At 41.7% G+C, this 19,803-nt stretch carries 18 protein-coding genes and 1 tRNA gene; 9 read left to right on the forward strand and 10 right to left on the reverse strand.

What is annotated here, in order from left to right; all coding sequences use genetic code 11:
- Positions 1-16: 16 nt before the first annotated feature.
- On the forward strand, positions 17-1,831 hold the full coding sequence (gene htpG, locus ACMH5P_RS03730) for a molecular chaperone HtpG (RefSeq protein WP_459492969.1): 1,815 nt from the start codon (positions 17-19) through the stop codon (positions 1,829-1,831).
- A 260-nt stretch (positions 1,832-2,091) separates the two neighbouring features.
- On the opposite strand, the gene ACMH5P_RS03735 is transcribed toward htpG, so the two are convergent.
- Both ACMH5P_RS03735 and ACMH5P_RS03740 read right to left on the reverse strand, forming a co-directional pair.
- Positions 2,092-2,691: a T9SS type A sorting domain-containing protein gene (locus ACMH5P_RS03735; RefSeq protein ID WP_459492970.1), complete on the reverse strand. Its 600-nt coding sequence runs from the start codon at positions 2,689-2,691 to the stop codon at positions 2,092-2,094.
- A gap of 93 nt (positions 2,692-2,784) precedes the next feature.
- The gene (locus tag ACMH5P_RS03740; RefSeq protein ID WP_459492971.1) at positions 2,785-4,317 is read right to left on the reverse strand and encodes an OstA-like protein; all 1,533 of its coding nucleotides are present in this window, start codon (positions 4,315-4,317) and stop codon (positions 2,785-2,787) included.
- 57 nt (positions 4,318-4,374) lie between these two features.
- On the opposite strand from ACMH5P_RS03740, the gene tilS reads away from it, so the two are divergent.
- On the forward strand, positions 4,375-5,706 hold the full coding sequence (gene tilS / locus ACMH5P_RS03745) for a tRNA lysidine(34) synthetase TilS (RefSeq protein ID WP_459492972.1): 1,332 nt from the start codon (positions 4,375-4,377) through the stop codon (positions 5,704-5,706).
- Positions 5,707-5,782: 76 nt separating this feature from the next.
- Here tilS and porD read toward each other — a convergent pair whose 3' ends face one another.
- From porD to ACMH5P_RS03785, 8 genes are all read right to left on the reverse strand, one after another.
- Complete coding sequence (gene porD, locus ACMH5P_RS03750; RefSeq protein WP_459492973.1) at positions 5,783-6,691, reverse strand: type IX secretion system protein PorD; 909 nt, start codon at positions 6,689-6,691, stop codon at positions 5,783-5,785.
- A 21-nt stretch (positions 6,692-6,712) separates the two neighbouring features.
- Complete coding sequence (locus ACMH5P_RS03755; protein WP_459492997.1) at positions 6,713-7,030, reverse strand: DNA-directed RNA polymerase subunit omega; 318 nt, start codon at positions 7,028-7,030, stop codon at positions 6,713-6,715.
- 62 nt (positions 7,031-7,092) lie between these two features.
- Entirely contained in the window at positions 7,093-7,983 is an 891-nt protein-coding gene (locus ACMH5P_RS03760) for an outer membrane protein assembly factor BamD (RefSeq protein WP_459492974.1), read from the reverse strand.
- Positions 7,984-8,001: 18 nt separating this feature from the next.
- On the reverse strand, positions 8,002-9,756 hold the full coding sequence (locus ACMH5P_RS03765; protein ID WP_459492975.1) for an ABC transporter ATP-binding protein: 1,755 nt from the start codon (positions 9,754-9,756) through the stop codon (positions 8,002-8,004).
- The gene (locus ACMH5P_RS03770; RefSeq protein ID WP_459492976.1) at positions 9,746-9,907 is read right to left on the reverse strand and encodes a FeoB-associated Cys-rich membrane protein; all 162 of its coding nucleotides are present in this window, start codon (positions 9,905-9,907) and stop codon (positions 9,746-9,748) included. The genes ACMH5P_RS03765 and ACMH5P_RS03770 overlap by 11 nt, the downstream gene beginning before the upstream one ends.
- A 2-nt stretch (positions 9,908-9,909) precedes the next feature.
- The gene (locus ACMH5P_RS03775) at positions 9,910-10,713 is read right to left on the reverse strand and encodes an inositol monophosphatase family protein (RefSeq protein WP_459492977.1); all 804 of its coding nucleotides are present in this window, start codon (positions 10,711-10,713) and stop codon (positions 9,910-9,912) included.
- Positions 10,710-12,806, reverse strand: coding sequence for a carboxy terminal-processing peptidase (locus ACMH5P_RS03780; RefSeq protein WP_459492978.1), 2,097 nt, complete (start codon positions 12,804-12,806; stop codon positions 10,710-10,712). The genes ACMH5P_RS03775 and ACMH5P_RS03780 overlap by 4 nt, the downstream gene beginning before the upstream one ends.
- 2 nt (positions 12,807-12,808) lie before the next feature.
- Positions 12,809-13,573 carry an FKBP-type peptidyl-prolyl cis-trans isomerase gene (locus ACMH5P_RS03785; RefSeq protein ID WP_459492979.1) on the reverse strand — a complete coding sequence of 255 codons (765 nt, stop codon included), beginning with the start codon at positions 13,571-13,573 and terminating at the stop codon, positions 12,809-12,811.
- A gap of 230 nt (positions 13,574-13,803) precedes the next feature.
- Here ACMH5P_RS03785 and atpA point away from each other — a divergent pair, with 230 nt between their 5' ends.
- From atpA to ACMH5P_RS03820, 7 genes are all read left to right on the forward strand, one after another.
- Positions 13,804-15,384 carry a F0F1 ATP synthase subunit alpha gene (gene atpA, locus ACMH5P_RS03790; protein ID WP_459492980.1) on the forward strand — a complete coding sequence of 527 codons (1,581 nt, stop codon included), beginning with the start codon at positions 13,804-13,806 and terminating at the stop codon, positions 15,382-15,384.
- A gap of 13 nt (positions 15,385-15,397) precedes the next feature.
- On the forward strand, positions 15,398-16,279 hold the full coding sequence (atpG, locus tag ACMH5P_RS03795; protein WP_459492981.1) for an ATP synthase F1 subunit gamma: 882 nt from the start codon (positions 15,398-15,400) through the stop codon (positions 16,277-16,279).
- A gap of 2 nt (positions 16,280-16,281) precedes the next feature.
- Positions 16,282-17,103, forward strand: a complete 822-nt coding sequence (locus ACMH5P_RS03800; RefSeq protein WP_459492982.1) for a DUF2911 domain-containing protein — start codon at positions 16,282-16,284, stop codon at positions 17,101-17,103.
- A 60-nt stretch (positions 17,104-17,163) separates the two neighbouring features.
- Positions 17,164-18,438: a GTPase HflX gene (hflX, locus tag ACMH5P_RS03805; protein WP_459492983.1), complete on the forward strand. Its 1,275-nt coding sequence runs from the start codon at positions 17,164-17,166 to the stop codon at positions 18,436-18,438.
- A 68-nt stretch (positions 18,439-18,506) separates the two neighbouring features.
- Positions 18,507-19,091 (forward strand): Crp/Fnr family transcriptional regulator, encoded by a 585-nt coding sequence (locus ACMH5P_RS03810; RefSeq protein WP_459492984.1) that lies wholly within the window; start codon positions 18,507-18,509, stop codon positions 19,089-19,091.
- A 167-nt stretch (positions 19,092-19,258) separates the two neighbouring features.
- Positions 19,259-19,330, forward strand: a tRNA-Arg gene (locus ACMH5P_RS03815).
- Positions 19,331-19,560: 230 nt separating this feature from the next.
- The coding region (locus tag ACMH5P_RS03820) for a hypothetical protein (protein ID WP_459492985.1) at positions 19,561-19,803 on the forward strand (243 nt) is incomplete at its 3' end.

A 19,803-nucleotide genomic window follows, 5' to 3' on the forward strand; every position in this document is an offset into this window, starting at 1 on the left:
TTAATCTCAATTAAACATGAAAGAAACAGGTAACATCTCCATTCACACTGAGAACATTTTTCCGATTATCAAAAAATTTCTCTATTCGGACCACGAGATTTTCCTTCGTGAGTTGGTATCCAATGCGGTAGACGCCACCCAAAAAATTAAACGCTTGAGTTCGATTGGCGAATTCAATGGCGAATTGGGTGAATTGAAAGTGCAAGTAAGTTTCGACAAAGACAAAAAGACCATCACCATTTCGGATAATGGAATTGGTATGACGGCCGAAGAAATTAAAAAATACATCAACCAAATCGCGTTCTCGGGAGCCACTGAGTTCGTTGAGAAATACAAAGATCAGGGCGAAGACAAAGGCATTATCGGTCATTTTGGCTTGGGATTTTATTCTGCTTTTATGGTTTCCAAAGAAGTAGAAATCATCTCTAAATCCTACCAAGAGGGTGCGGAAGCAGCCCGCTGGATTTGTGACGGATCGACGGAATATTCGATCAGTTCTGCGGAAAAAGAAACGCGTGGAACCGACATCATTCTACACATCGCGGAAGATTCAGAAGAATTCTTGGAGGAATACCGTTTGAAATCCATCTTGGAGAAATATGGCAAATTCTTGCCCATGCCTATTGAATTCCAGGAAAAAATCATCAACAACCCCAATCCGATTTGGACGAAATCCCCATCGGATTTAACCGATGATGATTACCTACAATTCTACGACGAATTGTATCCCATGCAAGAAAAGCCCTTGTTCTGGATTCACTTGAATGTGGACTACCCGTTCAACTTAACCGGTATTTTATACTTCCCGAAAGTCAAGAACGAAATGCAGTTGCAACGTGAAAAAATTCAGTTGTACAGTCGGCAGGTATTCATCACCGACGAAGTCAAAGACATTGTACCCGAATTCTTGATGCTTTTACATGGTGTCATCGATTCGCCAGATATTCCATTGAATGTGTCTCGTTCTTTCCTTCAGGCAGATTCGAATGTCAAAAAGATCAACAGCTACATCACGAAAAAAGTGGCTGATAAACTCGCTGAATTATACAAAGCAGATCGTCCGGCCTTTGAAGAGAAATTTGCGAATATCGGTTTGTTCATCAAATATGGAATGATCTCCGATGAGAAATTCATGGAACGTGCCAAAGATTTTTGTTTGGTACAAGATACCAACGGAAAGTATTTCACGTTAGATGAATATGCTGAAGAGGTTCAAGCCGCTCAAACGGATAAAGATGGCAACAAAGTTTATTTGTATACCACCGATGAGCAGCAACAAGATGCCTTTATTCAATCCGCCCAACAAAAAGGATATTCAGTCTTGCGACTGGATTCATTAATTGACAGTCACTTCATCCAAGCGATGGAAGCGAAATTGGAAAAAACCCAATGGAAGCGCGTGGATGCGGATCGCATCGATAAATTAATTGATACAGGGATTAATTTAGAAGCGGTCTTGAGTGATGAACAAAAAGAAAGTGTCAAAAAGGTTTTCGAGGAAACCTTGAATGACAAACAAAAGGTCGTAGCCGTAGAGGCCATGTCACCCGATGAATTACCGGCAATCGTGACGCAGAATGAATTTATGCGCCGCATGAGTGAGATGGCGAAGAATGGTGGAGGAATGGGCATGTTTGGCTCGATGCCGACGACCTATAACATCACCGTCAATGCGAACCATCCCCTAATCAATAAACTCGCAAGTTTGACATCAGAAGAGGAACAAAAAGCCTTAGCGAAGCAAATTTCGGATTTGGCATTGTTGTCTCAGAATTTATTGACCGGTGCGGATTTGACCGCGTTCATCAAACGCACGATTGCGAATCAATAATGTACTGGCGCAACACCTCGCGTCTTAAAAAAAAATGTAGAGACGCGACACCTCGCGTCTTAACCAAAAATATAGAGACGCGACACCTCGCGTCTTAACCAAAAATATAGAGACGCGACACCTCGCGTCTTAACCAAAAATATAGAGACGCGACACCTCGCGTCTCAAAAAATAAAATAGACGCGAAGTATCGCGTCTCTACAAAAGAACGATTGGGTTCGAATAATCATTAAACCTGGGTGCCAAACATCCAGGTTTTTTTATACCCCTTTACGAACGATTAATTTTTTAGTAGAAACAGAACGGCCATCGATCAGTAATTGATACAAATACATTCCATTCGAAAAATCGCGCATGGAAACCCGAATGCTTCGTTGGTCACGATCTAAGGATATCTCTTTCACTTGCTCTCCGAGCACATTGTAGAAAACGATCCGAAGGTCCTGATTTCCAGAAACCTGATAATCGATATCTACAAAATCAGTAGCTGGGTTAGGATAAAAATGAGATACTTGAATGCGATCGTTATAAAAAAGGTACTTGTCGGAATTGGTATTTTCCTCAAGCAATCTACGCTCAACAGAAGGTGCTGTCGTTGATGTGCTCGCTGTCTTCGCATAATTCGATTTCATCCATTGACTTAAATAGGAATTTTGCTTTAAGTCAAGGTTCGCATGTAAGGACGGATCTACCCGAAAAACACGTTTGGATAAAAGAATAGGTAGGTTCGCTTTCTGAGGAGTCTTTTGAACAAGGATGCGGGATTTCGACTTCGATTCGGTTTGTGCCAATAGATAACTTGGAAAAATAATTCCTCCCAAGAGCACTATAAACAATAAATGAGATACAAATCGAATCATAATTTTGTCGAATACCCAAAGGTAATTCTTTTGCGCAAAGATGGTATTGGGCAATCGGCAAAACGGCCTAAATTCGTGACAAAAAGGCCAATTTTAAGGTTTTTTAACAGTGGGAGCGACATTAACTCTTTCCATAAGCATGGGTAAGATTATTTTTTCTTTGGTCCTCCAGTTAAATCCATCGAGAAACTCAAGTTCTTCCTTCCATTCCTTGGGCGGAACAAATTTGGCTTCCGGTTTCGTGATAAACGAAATTTTATTGACTTTATTTTCTAGGAAGAAAATATTCATCCGACTGCATTCCACGCGATTCAATCCGGTGGTTACTTTTTTATCATCGACGACATAATAGACACTTTCCCCGTTTCCATCCACTTGAACCTTTTTTAATCGAGAATCATCGGCAAAAAAGACCCACATTTTCCGGCCTTTAATTTGATTATAATGCTCAACAGAATCCTTCGAAATCACAAAAGAATGTCCCCTCAAGCGCATTTCGCGCATCTTTTGATTCGTCATATACATCGAAATCGAATCTGCTTGCAACTGAGACTCATTCGTCCAAAGAATTGGCTTTTGATAAAAATGAATGACCGAATCGCGGGTATCATAGCCCAAGGAATCGCATTTCCCCGAAAAGTCGGATTTGTAAATCAACACCTTGTGATAGGCAAAGAGCTTTCGTGTTGAGTCCACTTTATTTTGCACGGAAACCAAGGTATCTGCCGTTAAATACAGCGTATCCTTTTCTCCGATATTCCGCATGAGGGCATGCCCATAGACACGCGTAATTCCCGTCTTTCCGGCATAGCGACCATGATCTCCGCTTAAAATGACCTTTTGCTTTTGACTCAAAAATTCGACACGTCCGCGAGCAACGCCAATTTGCGTGGGACTGTCATAAAATAGCGTATCTGCAGAAAGAATATACTCGTCCGTTTTGGCCGTTGACCGACCCGTAAAATTAGACACCTTCGTTTGTGTATTGTAAAAACCTGCCGAGGTAAGCACCGTGTCTTTTTTCGTAATAATTTCCGTGGGACAGATGAAAAATGCCTCTTTAGAGGCTGTATTATACTTGAGCGAATCCGCTTGCAAGCGCCCCCCCTCTTTATCCAGTACACGCACTTTTTCCTTGAATAAAAAGTTTTTAGTAACCGTATTGTAAAAACCTTCTTTACTTGACAACGTCGATTTCTTATCGACAATCTTGGCCCCTGAATGATAAATAGCCATTCTCGAATTCAAATCGTAATCCAATTTGCTCGTCGACAAAACAATGGTATGATCATCTAATTTGACTTTGCCGGAAATATAAGCCTTCCGACTATCCCCCATATAGATCGCAGTATCACCCGTGATCGTTACCGTGTCTGCCTGAATGATTTTCACATGTCCATAGGCTTCCACGTTATTCGTCGTGCTGTTTAAAACCGCCTGATCACAAGCAAGGGTTGTGGTTCCCTGGCGCAAAAAGACATGCCCCATTAAGGTTTTACGCATGATTAACTCTTGCTGGATTCCATTAAGGCTATCGGCACGGATGACCTCCAACTGGCTTTGCGCGAGCAAACAGCTGGGAAGCAGGAAAAAGAAAAAAAGGAATAATCCGTATTTTTGCCGCATGTTCATTGCGAATCGTTAATTTCGCATCTTCAATTGAACGCGCAATTTACCAATTTTATGCTGGAAGATTTCATCCAATTTGTCCAAAAAGAGAATTTATTTCAAGCGGAAGATAAAATCCTCATCGCGGTAAGCGGTGGTATAGACTCGGTGGTTTTGGCAAAACTTTTCTCCTTGGCCAAATTCAACTTTGGGGTAGCTCATGTCAATTTCAGTTTGCGCGGAGAGGAATCTTTGGCGGATGAAGTATTCGTCAAAAAACTAGCCAAAACATTAAAAGCTCCCTACCACAGCATCGTATTTGATACGAAAGCCTTTGCGGAAAAAGAGAAAATTTCTACGCAAATGGCGGCACGTTTACTACGTTACAATTGGTTCGAAGAGATTCGACAGGAATTCGACTATCAGTATGTCGCTACCGCACACCATCAAATGGATAGCGCCGAAACGGTCTTGATTAATATGACACGAGGAAGCGGATTAGCGGGATTCCATGGCATTCCCTTGAAGAATGGGCATCTGATTCGTCCGATGTTATTTGCCAATCAAGAACAAATATTCGATTTTGTTGTAGAGAAACATTTGGCTTGGCGGGAAGATTCCTCCAACGAATCAACGAAATACCAGCGCAATTTCATTCGTCATGAAATCGTACCCAAGTTCCAGGAAATGAATGCCGCTTTCGAGGATACCTTAGCCCAAACGAGTGAACGAATTCGTGATATCGAGGCATGGATTCAGGAAGAATATGGGATGTGGCAGGAGGCAAATATCACAAATGATACCGCGAATAATCTGTTCGTACAGCTAAACCCTTCGAGCGCCAAAGAAAAAGTCATGCAGCAGCGTTGGCTCCAAAGTCTTGCATTCAATGGAGATCAAATCACCCAAATTATAAATCTTCCGAATGATAAAGTCGGGAAAATTTATGAATCGCCACTTTTTACGCTGAATATTGATCGCCAGCAGTGGGTCATCAGCCCCAAGGATCAATCGGAATACAAGCCGATACTCGTACAGGAAGAAGATGAGCTAATCGATTTGGGAAATCAGGAATTGAATATCTATGTAGAGGAAAAGACAGAAGATTTTAAAGTTCCCACGGACGCTAGCATCGCCTGTCTGGATGCGGATAGTCTTACGTTTCCATTAGAAATTCGTAAAACACAGGAAGGCGACTGGTTTTGCCCCTTGGGAATGAATTCCAAAAAATTAATTTCGGATTTTTTAACCGATAAGAAAGTGGCATTGAATCTTAAAAAATCTACCTTATTGATGTTGAGCAAAGGTTCCGTTGCTTGGATAGTAGGCCATCGCATCGATAACCGATTCAAGGTATCGGATAAAACGGAAACGGTGATGATTTTTGAATTAAAGCCGAAGTCCTAACCTACCTTTGGCAAACCGGGGAGGATTGCCAAAGGTAAAGGGTTCTATGGGATTAGTCCCCCAAAAAACTGATAATTTACCGAATTAGCTTTCGATAGGTCTCCGTACGAATCGGATCAAGCAAACTTAAGTAGGCAAAGGCTTGTTGGCGATCAGACGCCTCCGCCTCATCCAAGATCGTAAAAATCTCATCCCCTTTCGCGTCAAAGAAAACGCGAATACAAGCAGCCCCTGGACGAATCTGATTGATTTGTCGAATCTGAGTTAATAAGTCCAAAATACCTTTACGTGCCTCATCGGGTTTATCCTTAAAGGTATCTAGGTACAATCGATGGTAATTATAGGTCACATCGCGCATCGCTTGAAGCTGTTGGTTCATCAAGTTTTCCGCAATCGCAAATCGAGAGCGAATATCGTTGACAGTCCCCCAGCCACTACCTGAATTTTGTGCTAAATTGGTGAGATTACTTAATCGTTGCACAAAAAGTTCTCCGCCCCGTAATCCCATCGAATCATAATGATAGGCCAAGCTCAAATAGGCGTAATAGGCCATTAATGAGCTAATATTATCAATGAAACTATTGTCATTATAGGTAATCGGATTTCCTAATTGGTATTTAAAATTGAAACTTTTATCGACCATGTTGAGGATAATCGTTTCATAGGATGTCCCAAAAACGGGACGTAAAACCTGAACGCGCGCATTCGCCTCAAAATCGCCTTGGGAGCTTGCTTTAGTAAGCAATAGATTGATGTTGACTTTGATTTTTTCTTCAGGTGCGAAATTATCATTCGACCAACGGCGGTTGGACAAAAAATCTTGAAGTGTACGCTGAAGTTCGGTGTAAATTTGCGAGCTACCTCGCTGCTGATCGAGCTGCAATTGCTCGGTATTGATGGTGACGGTTGCCTGTAGTTCTTGGGCTTTTAGCACCCAAGAACTGAGACATAAAATCGCGAATAATACGATGCGAAGAGATTTCATATGAAATCAAACGAAAAAAGTTTAGTTTTCGTCTGTTCCCTCTGTACGAGATCTGAAATCAACTTTATCAGCCAAAAATTCATCAATAGCAATTGCACTTGGCTTTGGCATACGCTCGTAATACTTAGAAATTTCGATCTGCTCACGGTTTTCGAAAATCTCCTCTAAATTATCTACAGAAGAAGCAAACTCAGATAATTTACCTGATAATTCCTCTTTCATCTTGCTTGAAATCTGACGAGCACGTTGTCCAATAATGGAAATAGACTCATATGTATTACCTGTCTTGGCAGCAATTTTATCTACATCACGCGTAATGATCGATGGATTGGTTTGGATCTTAGACATCTCTTTGATTTTTAAATTAAGATTGCAAAAGTAAGTTAATTTTCTGAAATATACTACTGAGGACTCGTGGTCAATTTACCCGTATTCGACTTCTCTTTCTCGAGTAAGGCTTTTTGCTCTGCCTCCAGTTTGGCGATACGTTCCACTTCTTTGTTACTCTTTTCGTACATTTTCTCCGCATCCTTCAAGTAGGAACTGTTCGGATATTTATCGACAAGCTCCAAATAAAATTTAGATGCATCCGAAAAACGTTCTTTTTGTTTCGATTCAATCGTACTATTCGCCAAATCGAATTGAGCCAAAACCTTTAGATAGGCCATTTCTTCATTGTAATCCGAATCCGGGAAATCGCGCTGAAAATTGGTAATCTCAATCACCGAAGATTTCAATGAAGCAATATTAAATGGCGATGTTTTGTGATACAATTTAGCTTTCTCGTAGGCCTTGCGCTCCAATTTACGACGAAGCTCCTTAATCATGTTTGAACATTCTTCCTTGAACTTCGTATCCGGATAATTATTCAGATAACTCTGTAATTCATTGATAGCCGTTAAGGTTCCCGTCTGATCTAAATTGAAATTGGGGGAGTCTTTGTAAAGGGAGAAGGCCGACATGTATATCGCCTCCTCTGCATATTCACTCCGAGAAAAAACCTCGTAAAACTTCTTAAAATGAGCATTGGCCAAGGTATAATTACCCAGATTAAAATCACAATAGGCTTGATAATAGGTGGCCATTTCTTGCGTAGAATCGCCCTTCATTAAAGGTAAAATCTCATCAAACAAGATACCCGCCTTATCAAAATCCTTCTTTTTGTAATAATCAACAGCTGCCTTGTATTTCATAGGCAAACTCGCACTCTTACGGAACTTCTCAAACTTACCGCACGAACTCAATCCGAGTAGAGCAATAAAACCAACTAATAAATAATTTTTCAATTTCATAAGCCCCAAATATACGGATTAATTGCGACTAAATTGTAAATGATACAATTGAGCATACAAGCCATCCTTCTTCAACAAAGCCCCATGCGTGCCTCGTTCCTTTATTTCCCCTTTATCCATCACCAAAATTTGATGTGCATTTCGAATAGTTGATAAACGGTGGGCAATCACAACCGCCGTCCTACCCTTCATTAAGGTTGCGATAGCCTGCTGAATCATGGCCTCTGATTCCGAGTCGACCGAAGAAGTTGCTTCATCCAAAATAATGATTTTGGGGTCGTGTACCATGGCACGAACAAATGAAATCAATTGCCGCTGGCCCACACTCAATGTTGCCCCGCGCTCCATTACTTCATAATCATAGCCACCCGGCAAAGACATGATAAAGTCGTGCACACCCACCGCTTTAGCTGCCTCCTCGATTTTATCTTGAGAAATGGAGCTATCTCCCAAATGTATATTATAAGCAATGGAGGCGCTAAACAGAAATACATCCTGCAAAACAACTCCGATATGCTTACGCAGGCTATGAATCTCATAATCTGGCAAGGCGATTCCATCGATTCGAATCTCCCCTTTTTGGCAATCATACATACGGCTTAACAGCCCGATAATGGAAGATTTCCCAGCGCCCGTGGCACCTACGATAGCCAAAGTCTTCCCTGCTGCTACCTTAAACTTCACCTGCTTGACCACCCATTCGGGCTCGTTATAGGCAAAACTAACTTGATCAAACTCGATGTCCCCTTGGAGTTCATCCGCCAAAAGCGTTCCATTATTTTGAATGTAATCCGTTGAATCCAGTAAGGTCAAAATTCGCTCGGTAGACACGATACCCATCTGAAGGGTATTAAATCGATCGGCCAACATACGGATAGGGCGAAAGAATAAATTAATAAACATCACAAAGGCCGTCAATGTACCCACCGTAATTTCCTCTTTCAAAATGTACGTCGATGCCATCCAAACTACCAAACCGGATGCCACGGCTGAAATCACATCCGCCACGGGAAAATAAACTGAATAGGCCAGAATACCCCGAATATTGGCATCCCGATGTTCTTGGTTAATCTGATTGAACTTGGCCAACTCACGCTTTTCGGCATGAAACAATTGAACAATCATCATACCCGAAATATGCTCTTGCACAAATGAATTCAAATTCGCCACCGCAAGACGTACCTCATTAAATGATTTTTTGATGTATTCCTTAAACACATAGGTAGAAAAAACCATGAAAGGAACCGTGGCAATAATCACCAAACTTAAACGCCAGTCGGTGTAAAACATGACCCCAATAATCAAAAACAGTTGCAATAAATCACCTGCAATAGACGCCAAACCCTCCGAAAAGACGTCGTTCAAGGTTTCGATATCTGAAACTGTTCGCGTCACCAAACGCCCAATCGGCGTCGCATCAAAAAAGGCTAATTTCAAATCAACAATCTTGGTGTAGAGTTGAACACGAATATCTCGGATGACAGTTTGACCCAAATAACCCGCCATGTAACTCGTTGAAAATTGCAAACCTGTTTGGGTTAACAGTACGGCAATCATAATAAAGAACATGCGAAGCAAATCCTGAATCTGATCCACATTCACATAATTATCTAGAGTAAAACGAATTAATAAGGGAATAATGGGCGAAACGCTCGCCATGCATAGAATCAAAAAAACGAGAAACCAAAAGCGAATTTGATAAGGCTTAATGAAGCCATAAATCCGTCGAATAATCTGTAAATCAATGATTTTACCGCTTTCCTTATCTTTCAATGGATTCGATTTTATCGAGTGAACTTGCCGCACAGGTTCCGCAGCCCTTGGCGCATTGACCAGCTGAACTGCCCCAGAATTGACGATAAACTAAACGACCTAGGTAAAAGATCGCCGCAGCAAACACCAAGAAGATGATTATTTGTTCCATGTCTAGTCAACAAACCATTGGGCTTGTAAAGTTCCTAAAAATTCATCAAAAATTGGACCTGCCCCGATAATTTCTCCTTCAAAGATGACATCTTCTCCACCTTTGAAATTGGTAACCCGACCACCAGCTTCCTCGATGATGATCTTTCCAGCAGCTACATCCCAAGGCTTTAAATTTGCCTCAAAAAATCCCTCAAATCGCCCACAGGCCGTGTAAGCTAAGTCAATCGCCGCAGCACCCATCCGACGTAAGCCATGGGAGGTCCGCATTAATTCCTTCAATAAAGCCAAGTATCGGTCTTGGTAAGAAAAATCATAATAAGGAAAACCTGTCGCTAATAAACTCTTACTCATTGAGGCTTGTTGAGAAACCTGTATCCGACGCTCATTCAAATAAGCCCCCTTCCCTTTTGCCGCATAAAATAACTCATCCCGGTTGGGTTCATAAATCAAGCCTAAAATGGCTTGTTTCTTATAAATCAAACCGACCGAAACAGCATAAATAGGCAAACGATGCAAGAAATTGGTTGTTCCATCCAAGGGATCTATTACCCAATAATAGCCATCTCCTACCTCACTGTAATCCGAGGCACTCTCTTCCGCCACAAAACCGGCTTCTGGAAAAATACGAGAAAGGCCTTCCTTTAAACGGGATTCCGCTTGTTGGTCTACAAAAGACACCAGATCATTGGTCCCCTTGTACTGTATATCCGACTCCCCAATGGTATTGACCATGGATTGAATCCACTGCCCTGTCTCGCGAACGAGGGGCTTGGCATTTTCGAGGATTTGAGACAAATCGATCATTGAACCTTGGCAATTTTGCGCGCACCTGCTGAAATCCAATCCGACAAAATTTGTTGGGTTTCTTTTAGATAGGCATCTTTCGCATGCTTATCGCCCGATTTTTCCTTCTTTGCCTTATCCGTTTCTGATTCTTCGCTAGCTCCTAAAGCATCCATGACCGCTTGCGATTCATCCGGTTTTTTCTTTTGATCATCTAATTCCTTCTTGCGCTTCTCCATATTCAAGGAAATGGAATTTTGCTCCTTGATTTTTTTCCATCGCTCAAAATCCTGCTTCAGTTTAATCAAATCTGGCTTGGTTTTTAATCGAGTTTGAAATGCCGACTTCAATTGACTCATCGTTGGCCCTACAATATTGTTTGTCGGGGTAAATGAAGTCGTCGGAATCATATCCCAAGGCAAAGCCGATGGCTGAGAACTTTCGCCATACTCTTCAGCAGAGAAGGCAGATGGTAAGGCAAAATCTGGACTCACGCCCTTATGCTGTGTCGATGAACCATTCACACGGTAGAATTTCTCCAAGGTAATTTTCAACTGGCCTGCGGGATCTTTCTCATCCATGTAATTATCTAAATCAATCACAGACTGTACCGTTCCTTTTCCATAAGACTGTTCTCCAACGATAATTCCACGTTTATAGTCTTGAATCGCAGCGGCAAAAATCTCGGAAGCCGATGCAGAGAAACGGTTAATCATGATGGCCATGGGACCGTCATAGACTTGAACTGGGTCACGGTCTACTTCCTGGGAAATCTTACCATCTGATTGTTTCCGTTGTACCACGGGACCTTTCGGAATGAATAAACCCGTTAGTTCGACTGCTTCAGTTAGTGAACCGCCTCCGTTATTGCGAAGATCAATCACGAGACCATCGATTCCCTCCTGCTTAAACTCATTCAAAAACTTACGTACATCGGCCGAAGTTGACTTGAAATCAGCCTCACGCTTGCGAGCCCCTTCGAAATCACGATAGAACATCGGGATGGTAATTAACCCAAGCTTAAAGGTGTTAGGACCTTGTTTGAATTGCAATACTTCTTTTTTGGCTGTTTGCTCTTCCAGTTTGATTTTCTCCCGAACGATGCGTACTTCGGATGTTGGCGAACCCGTCACACCCGAACCTGCTAAAATCTTTAAGCGAACCACGGTGCCTTTCGGGCCACGGATCAACTTAACCGCATCATCCGTAAACCAACCGATTACATCGACGAAGGCTCCATCATCCCCTTGCGCTACGCCGACAATTCGATCTTTCGGGTTAATTTGTTTGGAACGGAAGGCAGGACCGCCAGGAACCAAATCTTGAATCGTCACATAATCACCCTCCAAACGAAGCGTAGCACCAATCCCCTCAAAACTCTGCGCCATGTCCTTGTTGAATTCCTGAGCGGTTTTCGGAATCATGTAAGACGTATGTGGGTCAATACTTTCCGTGTAGGCATTCATGAACAATTGAAAAACATCTTCTGCTCGGGTACGAGCCATGTATTTTGCGGAACGCTTGTAACGATCGCTTAACTCACGCGTTGCGGTCGTATCTGCTTTACCCCCGATCTTCCAGTCCAACAATTGACGTTTCACATCCTTGCGCCAATAGTCATCGAGTTCTGCGGTCGATTTAGCCCAAGGCGCTTTTTCACGATCCGGTTGATAGCTTTCATCGATGCTGAAATCCATCGGCTGCTTGATGATTTTCTCCACATAGGCAAAGCGTTCCATCAATCGTTTTTGATATAAATTGTAGATCTGAAATGCGGATGTCAAGTCCCCCAGATTCAATTGCTCATCAATCGTAAATCGATATTTCTCAATTTCCTCAATGTCTGAAGCCAAAAAATACACTTTATTGGGATCCAAATCTTTCAGATAGGCATCAAAAATTTTTGAAGACAAGGAATCATTGACAGGCACTTTCCGATAATGGTAATTGCTTAAGATACCAAACACCAAACGCTCCACTTTCTTTTGTGTCTCAGATGGCTGTAATTCACCTTGTTGGTACGTAGCCACCTCAAGTTTCCCTTGTGTTTTTCCATGAAGAAAAACCGCGACCAAAAGTGAAAGTGGAATTAAGATCGGAAGTATCCTTTTCATATTTATTCTTTTTCGATAGCTAACAATTCAACTTCAAAAATCAACGCTGAATATGGCTTGATTGTTTGACCACCCCCGCGAATTCCGTATGCAAGTTCTTGAGGAATGAATAATTTAAATTTCGACCCTACAGGCATTAATTGAAGCGCCTCAACCCAACCAGGAATTACGCCTGATACGGGAAATGAAACAGGTTCGCCACGTTGTACTGACGAATCGAAGATGGTTCCATCGATTAAAGTTCCATGGTAATGCGTTTTAACTTTATCAGCCGCTGTTGGCTTAGGACCATCTCCCATCTTGATTACTTTGTACTGCAAGCCGGAAGCGGTGGTAATCACGGAATCTTTCTTTTTATTGTCTGCTAAGAACTTTTCTCCGGCAATTCGATTCGGTTCATATTGTTTAGCCTGCTCAGCCATTTGAGCTTGTTGGTTTTTCATCATGAAATTATTCATAACGCTTTGGCATTCTTGCTCATTGATCAACAAAGTACCTCCCGAAGTCACGGATGCGAATCCTTTCGCGACCATTTCTGGATTAAGGCTTACCTTTTGCGATTTGAAATTTTGGGCAACCAAAACACCAACTGCATAGGAAACAGAATCAATGGTTGAATTAAATTCCTTGACAGGGACTTTCGTAACCGAAATAGTCAACTTAGGTTTGGTTTTGGGCTTAGCCTTTGAATTTGTTTGAGCATAAGTCACCAAAGACATAAATGATAGACTGGCTAAGAGCGCAGCACGAAAGAAAGTCAATTGCATAGTTGTCGTTTTAATACTAATAAAGTTTCGAAGATACACGAAAATGTCGGCTCACTCAACAATTTTAACGGCATTTAACAGAGTGAAATTATCCCAACAAATAAGAATCTAAAAAAAGTCTTATGATTAAGGTCATTTTTTGATAAAGTTATGGGAATATTCAAATTTCATGACTAATTTTGCACCCGAAATTATCTAGTAAAAAATTAAACTCTTCATAAAACTTTAGTATGGCATCAGTAAGACCAGATGAGGTTTCGGCAATTTTGAGAGAACAATTATCTCAAGCGAAAACTCAAGCAGAATTAGAAGAAATAGGCACTGTACTCCAAGTGGGTGATGGTGTGGCTCGTATTTATGGATTATCCAATGTACAAGCAGGTGAGTTGATCGTTTTCGAAAACGGTTTAAAAGCCTTGGCATTGAACTTGGAGGAAGACAACGTAGGAGCTGTACTTTTAGGTGACTCTAGCCAAATCAAAGAAGGTGATACCGTTAAGCGTACCAATTTAATTGCCTCGGTTAAAGTGGGTGATGGAATTTTAGGTCGTGTGGTAAACACGCTTGGTGAGCCAATCGATGGAAATGGCCCTATTGCTGGTACTTTGTACGAAATGCCATTGGAGCGTAAGGCTCCGGGAGTAATTTTCCGTCAACCGGTAACCGAACCTTTGCAATCAGGTATCAAGGCGATTGATGCGATGATTCCGGTAGGTCGTGGCCAACGTGAGTTGGTAATCGGTGACCGTCAAACTGGTAAAACAGCAGTTTGTATCGATACAATCATTAATCAAAAAGAATTCTACGATAAGGGAGAGCCTGTATTCTGTATTTATGTAGCGATTGGTCAAAAAGCTTCGACCGTGAAGCAAGTTGAGCAAACATTACGCAAAGCAGGTGCGATGGATTACACGGTAATCGTTTCGGCGACGGCTGCAGATCCTGCTCCAATGCAATTCTACGCTCCGTTTACAGGTGCTGCGATCGGTGAATTCTTCCGTGATACAGGTCGTCCAGCCTTAGTTGTGTATGATGACTTATCAAAACAAGCGGTAGCTTACCGTGAAGTTTCCTTGTTGTTACGTCGTCCACCAGGACGTGAGGCGTACCCAGGTGACGTATTCTACTTACACTCCCGTTTATTGGAGCGTGCGGCGAAGATCAACAACTCGGACGAAATCGCGCGTAACATGAACGACTTGCCAGAGTCAATCAAAGGCATCGTGAAAGGTGGCGGTAGCTTAACGGCCCTTCCAATTATTGAAACACAAGCGGGTGACGTTTCGGCGTATATTCCAACCAACGTAATTTCGATTACGGATGGTCAGATCTTCTTGGAGACCAACTTATTCAATGCGGGTATTCGTCCAGCGATCAACGTAGGTATTTCGGTATCACGTGTGGGTGGTAACGCGCAAATCAAGTCGATGAAGAAAGTAGCTGGTACATTGAAATTGGATCAAGCACAATTCCGTGAGTTAGAAGCTTTCGCGAAGTTTGGTTCTGATTTAGATGCCTCGACGAAATTAACGATTGAACGTGGTCGTCGTAACTTGGAGATGTTGAAGCAACCTCAGTTTGCTCCGCAACGTGTGGAAGATCAAGTAGCGATGATTTATTTGGCAACGACAGGTAACTTGGATAAAGTACCCGTTGACAAGGTTCGTGAGTTCGAGCAAGATTTCATTCAGGTATTACGTGCGACAGAAAAAGCGACATTAGACGCTTTGGGTCAAGGTAAATTTGATGATACCCTAACAGCGACATTGAAGCGTGTGGGTAATGAAGTAGCAGCTAAATACGCAGTATAAAAATTAGATTTGTATGGCTTCCTTAAAAGAAGTAAGAAATAGAATTGTATCCGTAAACTCGACGCAGCAAATCACCAAGGCCATGAAAATGGTTTCGGCGGCAAAATTGCGTCGTGCCACGGACGCCATCACACAAATGCGTCCTTATGCGAAGAAACTCGCTGAGATGATTGCAACGGTTTCTGCCAAAACAGAAGCGGGTCAAGAGAACGTTTTCACCCAGGTTCGTCCGGTGAACAATGTGTTAATCTTGGTGGTCACTTCAGATCGTGGTCTTTGTGGTGCATTCAATGCGAACATTGGTAAAGCAACCATAGCATTGATTCAAGAAAAATATGCCGATCTGCATGCAGCTGGTAAGGTTGAAGTGTTAACTCTTGGCAAAAAAGGAGCTGAATACTTAGGTCGTCGTGGGTACAAATTGAATACAGCGCATACAGAAATCTTCGCGGGTTTGAATTTCAACAAAGTTCGTGTGGTGGGTGATGAAATCTTAGCTGATTTCGCAGCTGGTAAATACGATGTGGTGGAATTGATTTTCAACGAGTTTAAAAACGTGGCGACGCAAATCATTCGCACGGAGCAATTGCTTCCTTTACAGGAAAGTACTGATTCGGCTGCGAATGCATCCAATGTAGATTACATCTTTGAACCATCTGAGGAGCAAATCATTAATGAATTGATTCCAAAGTCAGTGAAATTATCTGTTTTCCGTGCCTTATTAGAATCCAATGCCTCTGAGCATGGTGCACGTATGACGGCGATGGATAAGGCGACAGATAATGCGGGTGAGTTAATCAAGGCATTGAAATTAGAGTATAACCGTTCACGCCAAGCTGCTATTACGAAGGAGATCCTTGAGATCGTAGGAGGAGCAGAAGCATTATCCGCTTAATCATGAAAAAAGTATTGTTGATCGTTTTATGGGTTATTTCGACAGGTGCTTTCGCCCAAGGCATTAAAACACCTGCACCTAGTCCTGCACAAAGCATCAAACAGGACTTTTCATTGTCATTCGTTGAGGTAAAATATTCGCGTCCGGTTATCAAAGGCCGTAAGATCTTTGGAGATGTGGTTCCTTTCGGAAAAGTTTGGCGTACAGGAGCTAATTCTCCAACGACCATAACATTTGGTGAAGACGTAAAGATTGCAGGTCAAGCGTTGAAAGCGGGTACTTACCAGCTATTGACTATCCCCTCACAATTCTCCTGGGAGATTCTCTTCAACAAGGGAACCAATGGAGTGTTTAACTACAAGCCGGAGGAAGATGTGTTAAAAGTTAAATTAGCTGCGACAGCATTACCACAGTCGGTCGAGTCATTCACGATTCACTTCGCGAATGTAATTGCCAACAAGATGGATATGGTTTTATCTTGGGAAAAGGCATCGGTATCTATTCCGGTAGAAACGGAAATTGATGCGAAGATTGCGGCTTCGATTGAGAAAGCGATGACAGTAGATTCTCGTCCTTATTTCGAGGCAGCATCGTACTACTTCGAGACAGGTCGTGATTTGAAGAAAGCCTTGGAGTGGGTTGGAAAGGCAGTTGAGGCTAATCCAAATGCCTATTGGATTTTACACTTGCAGGCAAAGATTCAAGCAAAGAGTGGCGATAAGGCAAGCGCGAAAGCAAGTGCTGAAAAATCGATGGCTTTAGCGAAAGAAGGAAAGAATGAAGATTACGTAACCTTGAACCAAAAATTGATTCAAAGTTTATAATTGGAACTATATTCGCCAAAAAAGCCTTTCTTAACAGGAAGGCTTTTTTTAGCATCAAATATGAAGGAGGAAAACGGATTTAGTACAGGAGTAGAACAGGAAACCGCGGTACTCGTGGCTGTGACATCGCAGAAGCAAAATGCGACGCAAACCGCGGAATATTTGGCAGAGTTAGCGTTTTTAGCATCCACATCTGGGGTGGTGACTTTGGCGAGCTTTACCCAAAACTTAGCCAAACCTGATAACCGTACCTATGTGGGTAAGGGAAAATTGGATGATATCATCGCCTATGTGATTGCCAAAGATGTGGACATCATGATATTTGATGATGATTTAAGTCCTTCACAAGTTCGAAACATTGAATTAACGATTTCCCTCCTAGGAAAAGAAATCAAGGTATTGGACCGCAGTTTATTAATCCTGAACATTTTCGCGCAAAGAGCACAGACGGTTCAGGCTCGTACGCAAGTGGAACTGGCGCAATATCAATATATGCTACCCCGTTTGACCCGTATGTGGTCTCACCTTTCCAAGCAACGTGGGGGTGTGGGGATGCGTGGTCCAGGTGAAAAGGAATTGGAGACCGACCGACGTATTGCCAATGACCGAATTGCCTTCTTAAAGGATAAATTGGCGGCGATTGATAAGCAATCGTACACGCAGCGAAAACACCGGGATCGTATGGTGCGTGTTTCTTTAGTGGGATATACCAACGTAGGTAAATCGACCTTGATGACCAAACTGGCTAAAGCGGATGTATTTGCTGAAAACAAATTGTTTGCCACGGTCGATTCTACGGTTAGAAAAGTCGTTTGGGATGGAATTCCCTTCTTATTAACGGATACGGTAGGATTTATTCGTAAGCTACCTACCCTACTGATCGAATCATTTAAATCGACGTTGGATGAGGTGCGCGAGGCGGATGTCTTATTGCACGTAGTGGATATCTCACACCCCAATTTTGAGGAGCAAATCGAAGTGGTTCAGGGTATTTTGAATGAGATGGGTGCGGGCGATAAACCCACAATCCTCGTATTTAATAAGATTGATTTATACAAGGTAGAAGATGTATTCTTCGAAGGCGCTGCCGTGGATGAGAATGGTGAGCCCGAACTAACCAAAATGGAGCGCGTGACTCGATTCCTGAAGCAATCGCACTGGCAAACTAATACGCCTAAAACCGTTTTTATATCAGCTGAACAACGATCAAATTTGGCTGAATTACGGGAGATGGTGATGGAAATCATTAAGGAAAAACACTTTCAAATTTTCCCAAATTGGTTGGATACCAATCACTTAATGGGTTACAATGATGGGTATGACCCAGAAAAATAATATATTTGGTCATTGTTAACCAAATCCTGGTTTTGCTGCTAGGAATAAAAAGCATCTATATACCCATCATGAAAGTTGGAGAAAAATTTTTATCCAGTGAATATTTCAAACTGGGAAAATCAAATCAATTTATCGACTGGATCATCGAATTATCTTTTTCGAAAAAAATCAAGAAAGGGGAATTTCTACTACAAGAAGGGGAACAATGTGATAAATTATACTATGTTGAAAAAGGGCTGATTCGAATTTTCAGGACAATAGAAAATAAGGAAATTACGACATGGTTTGCTAAAGAAGGTGATTTTTTAAGCAATGCGAATAGCTTTCATTACGGTAACCCATCCCGTGAAAATTTTGAGGCCTTGGAAGATTGCGTAGTGTATGGAACTGATCGAAAAACATATAATTTTTTGATTGAAAAATCAACAAGTTTTGCGCTCTTCTCCGTTCATGAATTATTCCATAATCTGTGTGAATTTGAGAATCAGTGTGAATTTTTGAGGACTTTGACAGCTTGCGAACGTATTGAGTATATTGAAAAAAAATACCCTTATTTATTGACCAGAGTCAAGAATAAATACCTAGCCTCTTTTCTAAACATCGAAACAACCTACCTTTCGAAACTGCTTAAAAACAAAAAAACCTCGAATTAAGAATTCAAGGCTTTTTCTGACTCCGTGTTCTAAATCCAATTTGACATTGAATTCAATGGCAAATTTATTAGAATGCATATTCGCATAAGTTGTAAAATCACAACTTTTCCTAAAAAATAATCCGACAAATAAGTTCTTGGGGTTTTGTATCTTTACAAACATATTTTGGCGCTGTAGTTCAACGGATAGAATAGGCGTTTCCTAAACGCTAGATCCGGGTTCGATTCCCGGCGGGGCCACATGACACGGAGCTGTAAGTCGCTAGTCACTAGTCGTTCCAATATGTTAAAATAGGCGATTTTTTGATTAAGTATGTTGTAGAGACGCAATACCTTTCGTCTAATTCAAATTAAAAAGACGCGAAGTATCGCGTCTCTACAGTTCAAATCCACCTTTCTACCAACGAATTTGAAAACCTACAATTTGTAGAGACGCAATACCTTGCGTCTAACTCAAACAAAAAGACGCGATGTTTCTCGTCTCTACAGTTCAAATCCACCTTTCTACCAACGAATTTGAAAACCTACAATTTGTAGAGACGCAATACCTTGCGTCTAATTCAAATAAAAAAGACGCGATGTATCGCGTCTCTACAGTTCAAATCCACCTTTCTACCAACGAATTTGAAAACCTACAATTTGTAGAGACGCAATACCTTGCGTCTAATTCAAATAAAAAAGACGCGATGTATCGCGTCTCTACAGTTCAAATC

The organism is Aquirufa sp. 5-AUSEE-100C1, from assembly GCF_054558655.1.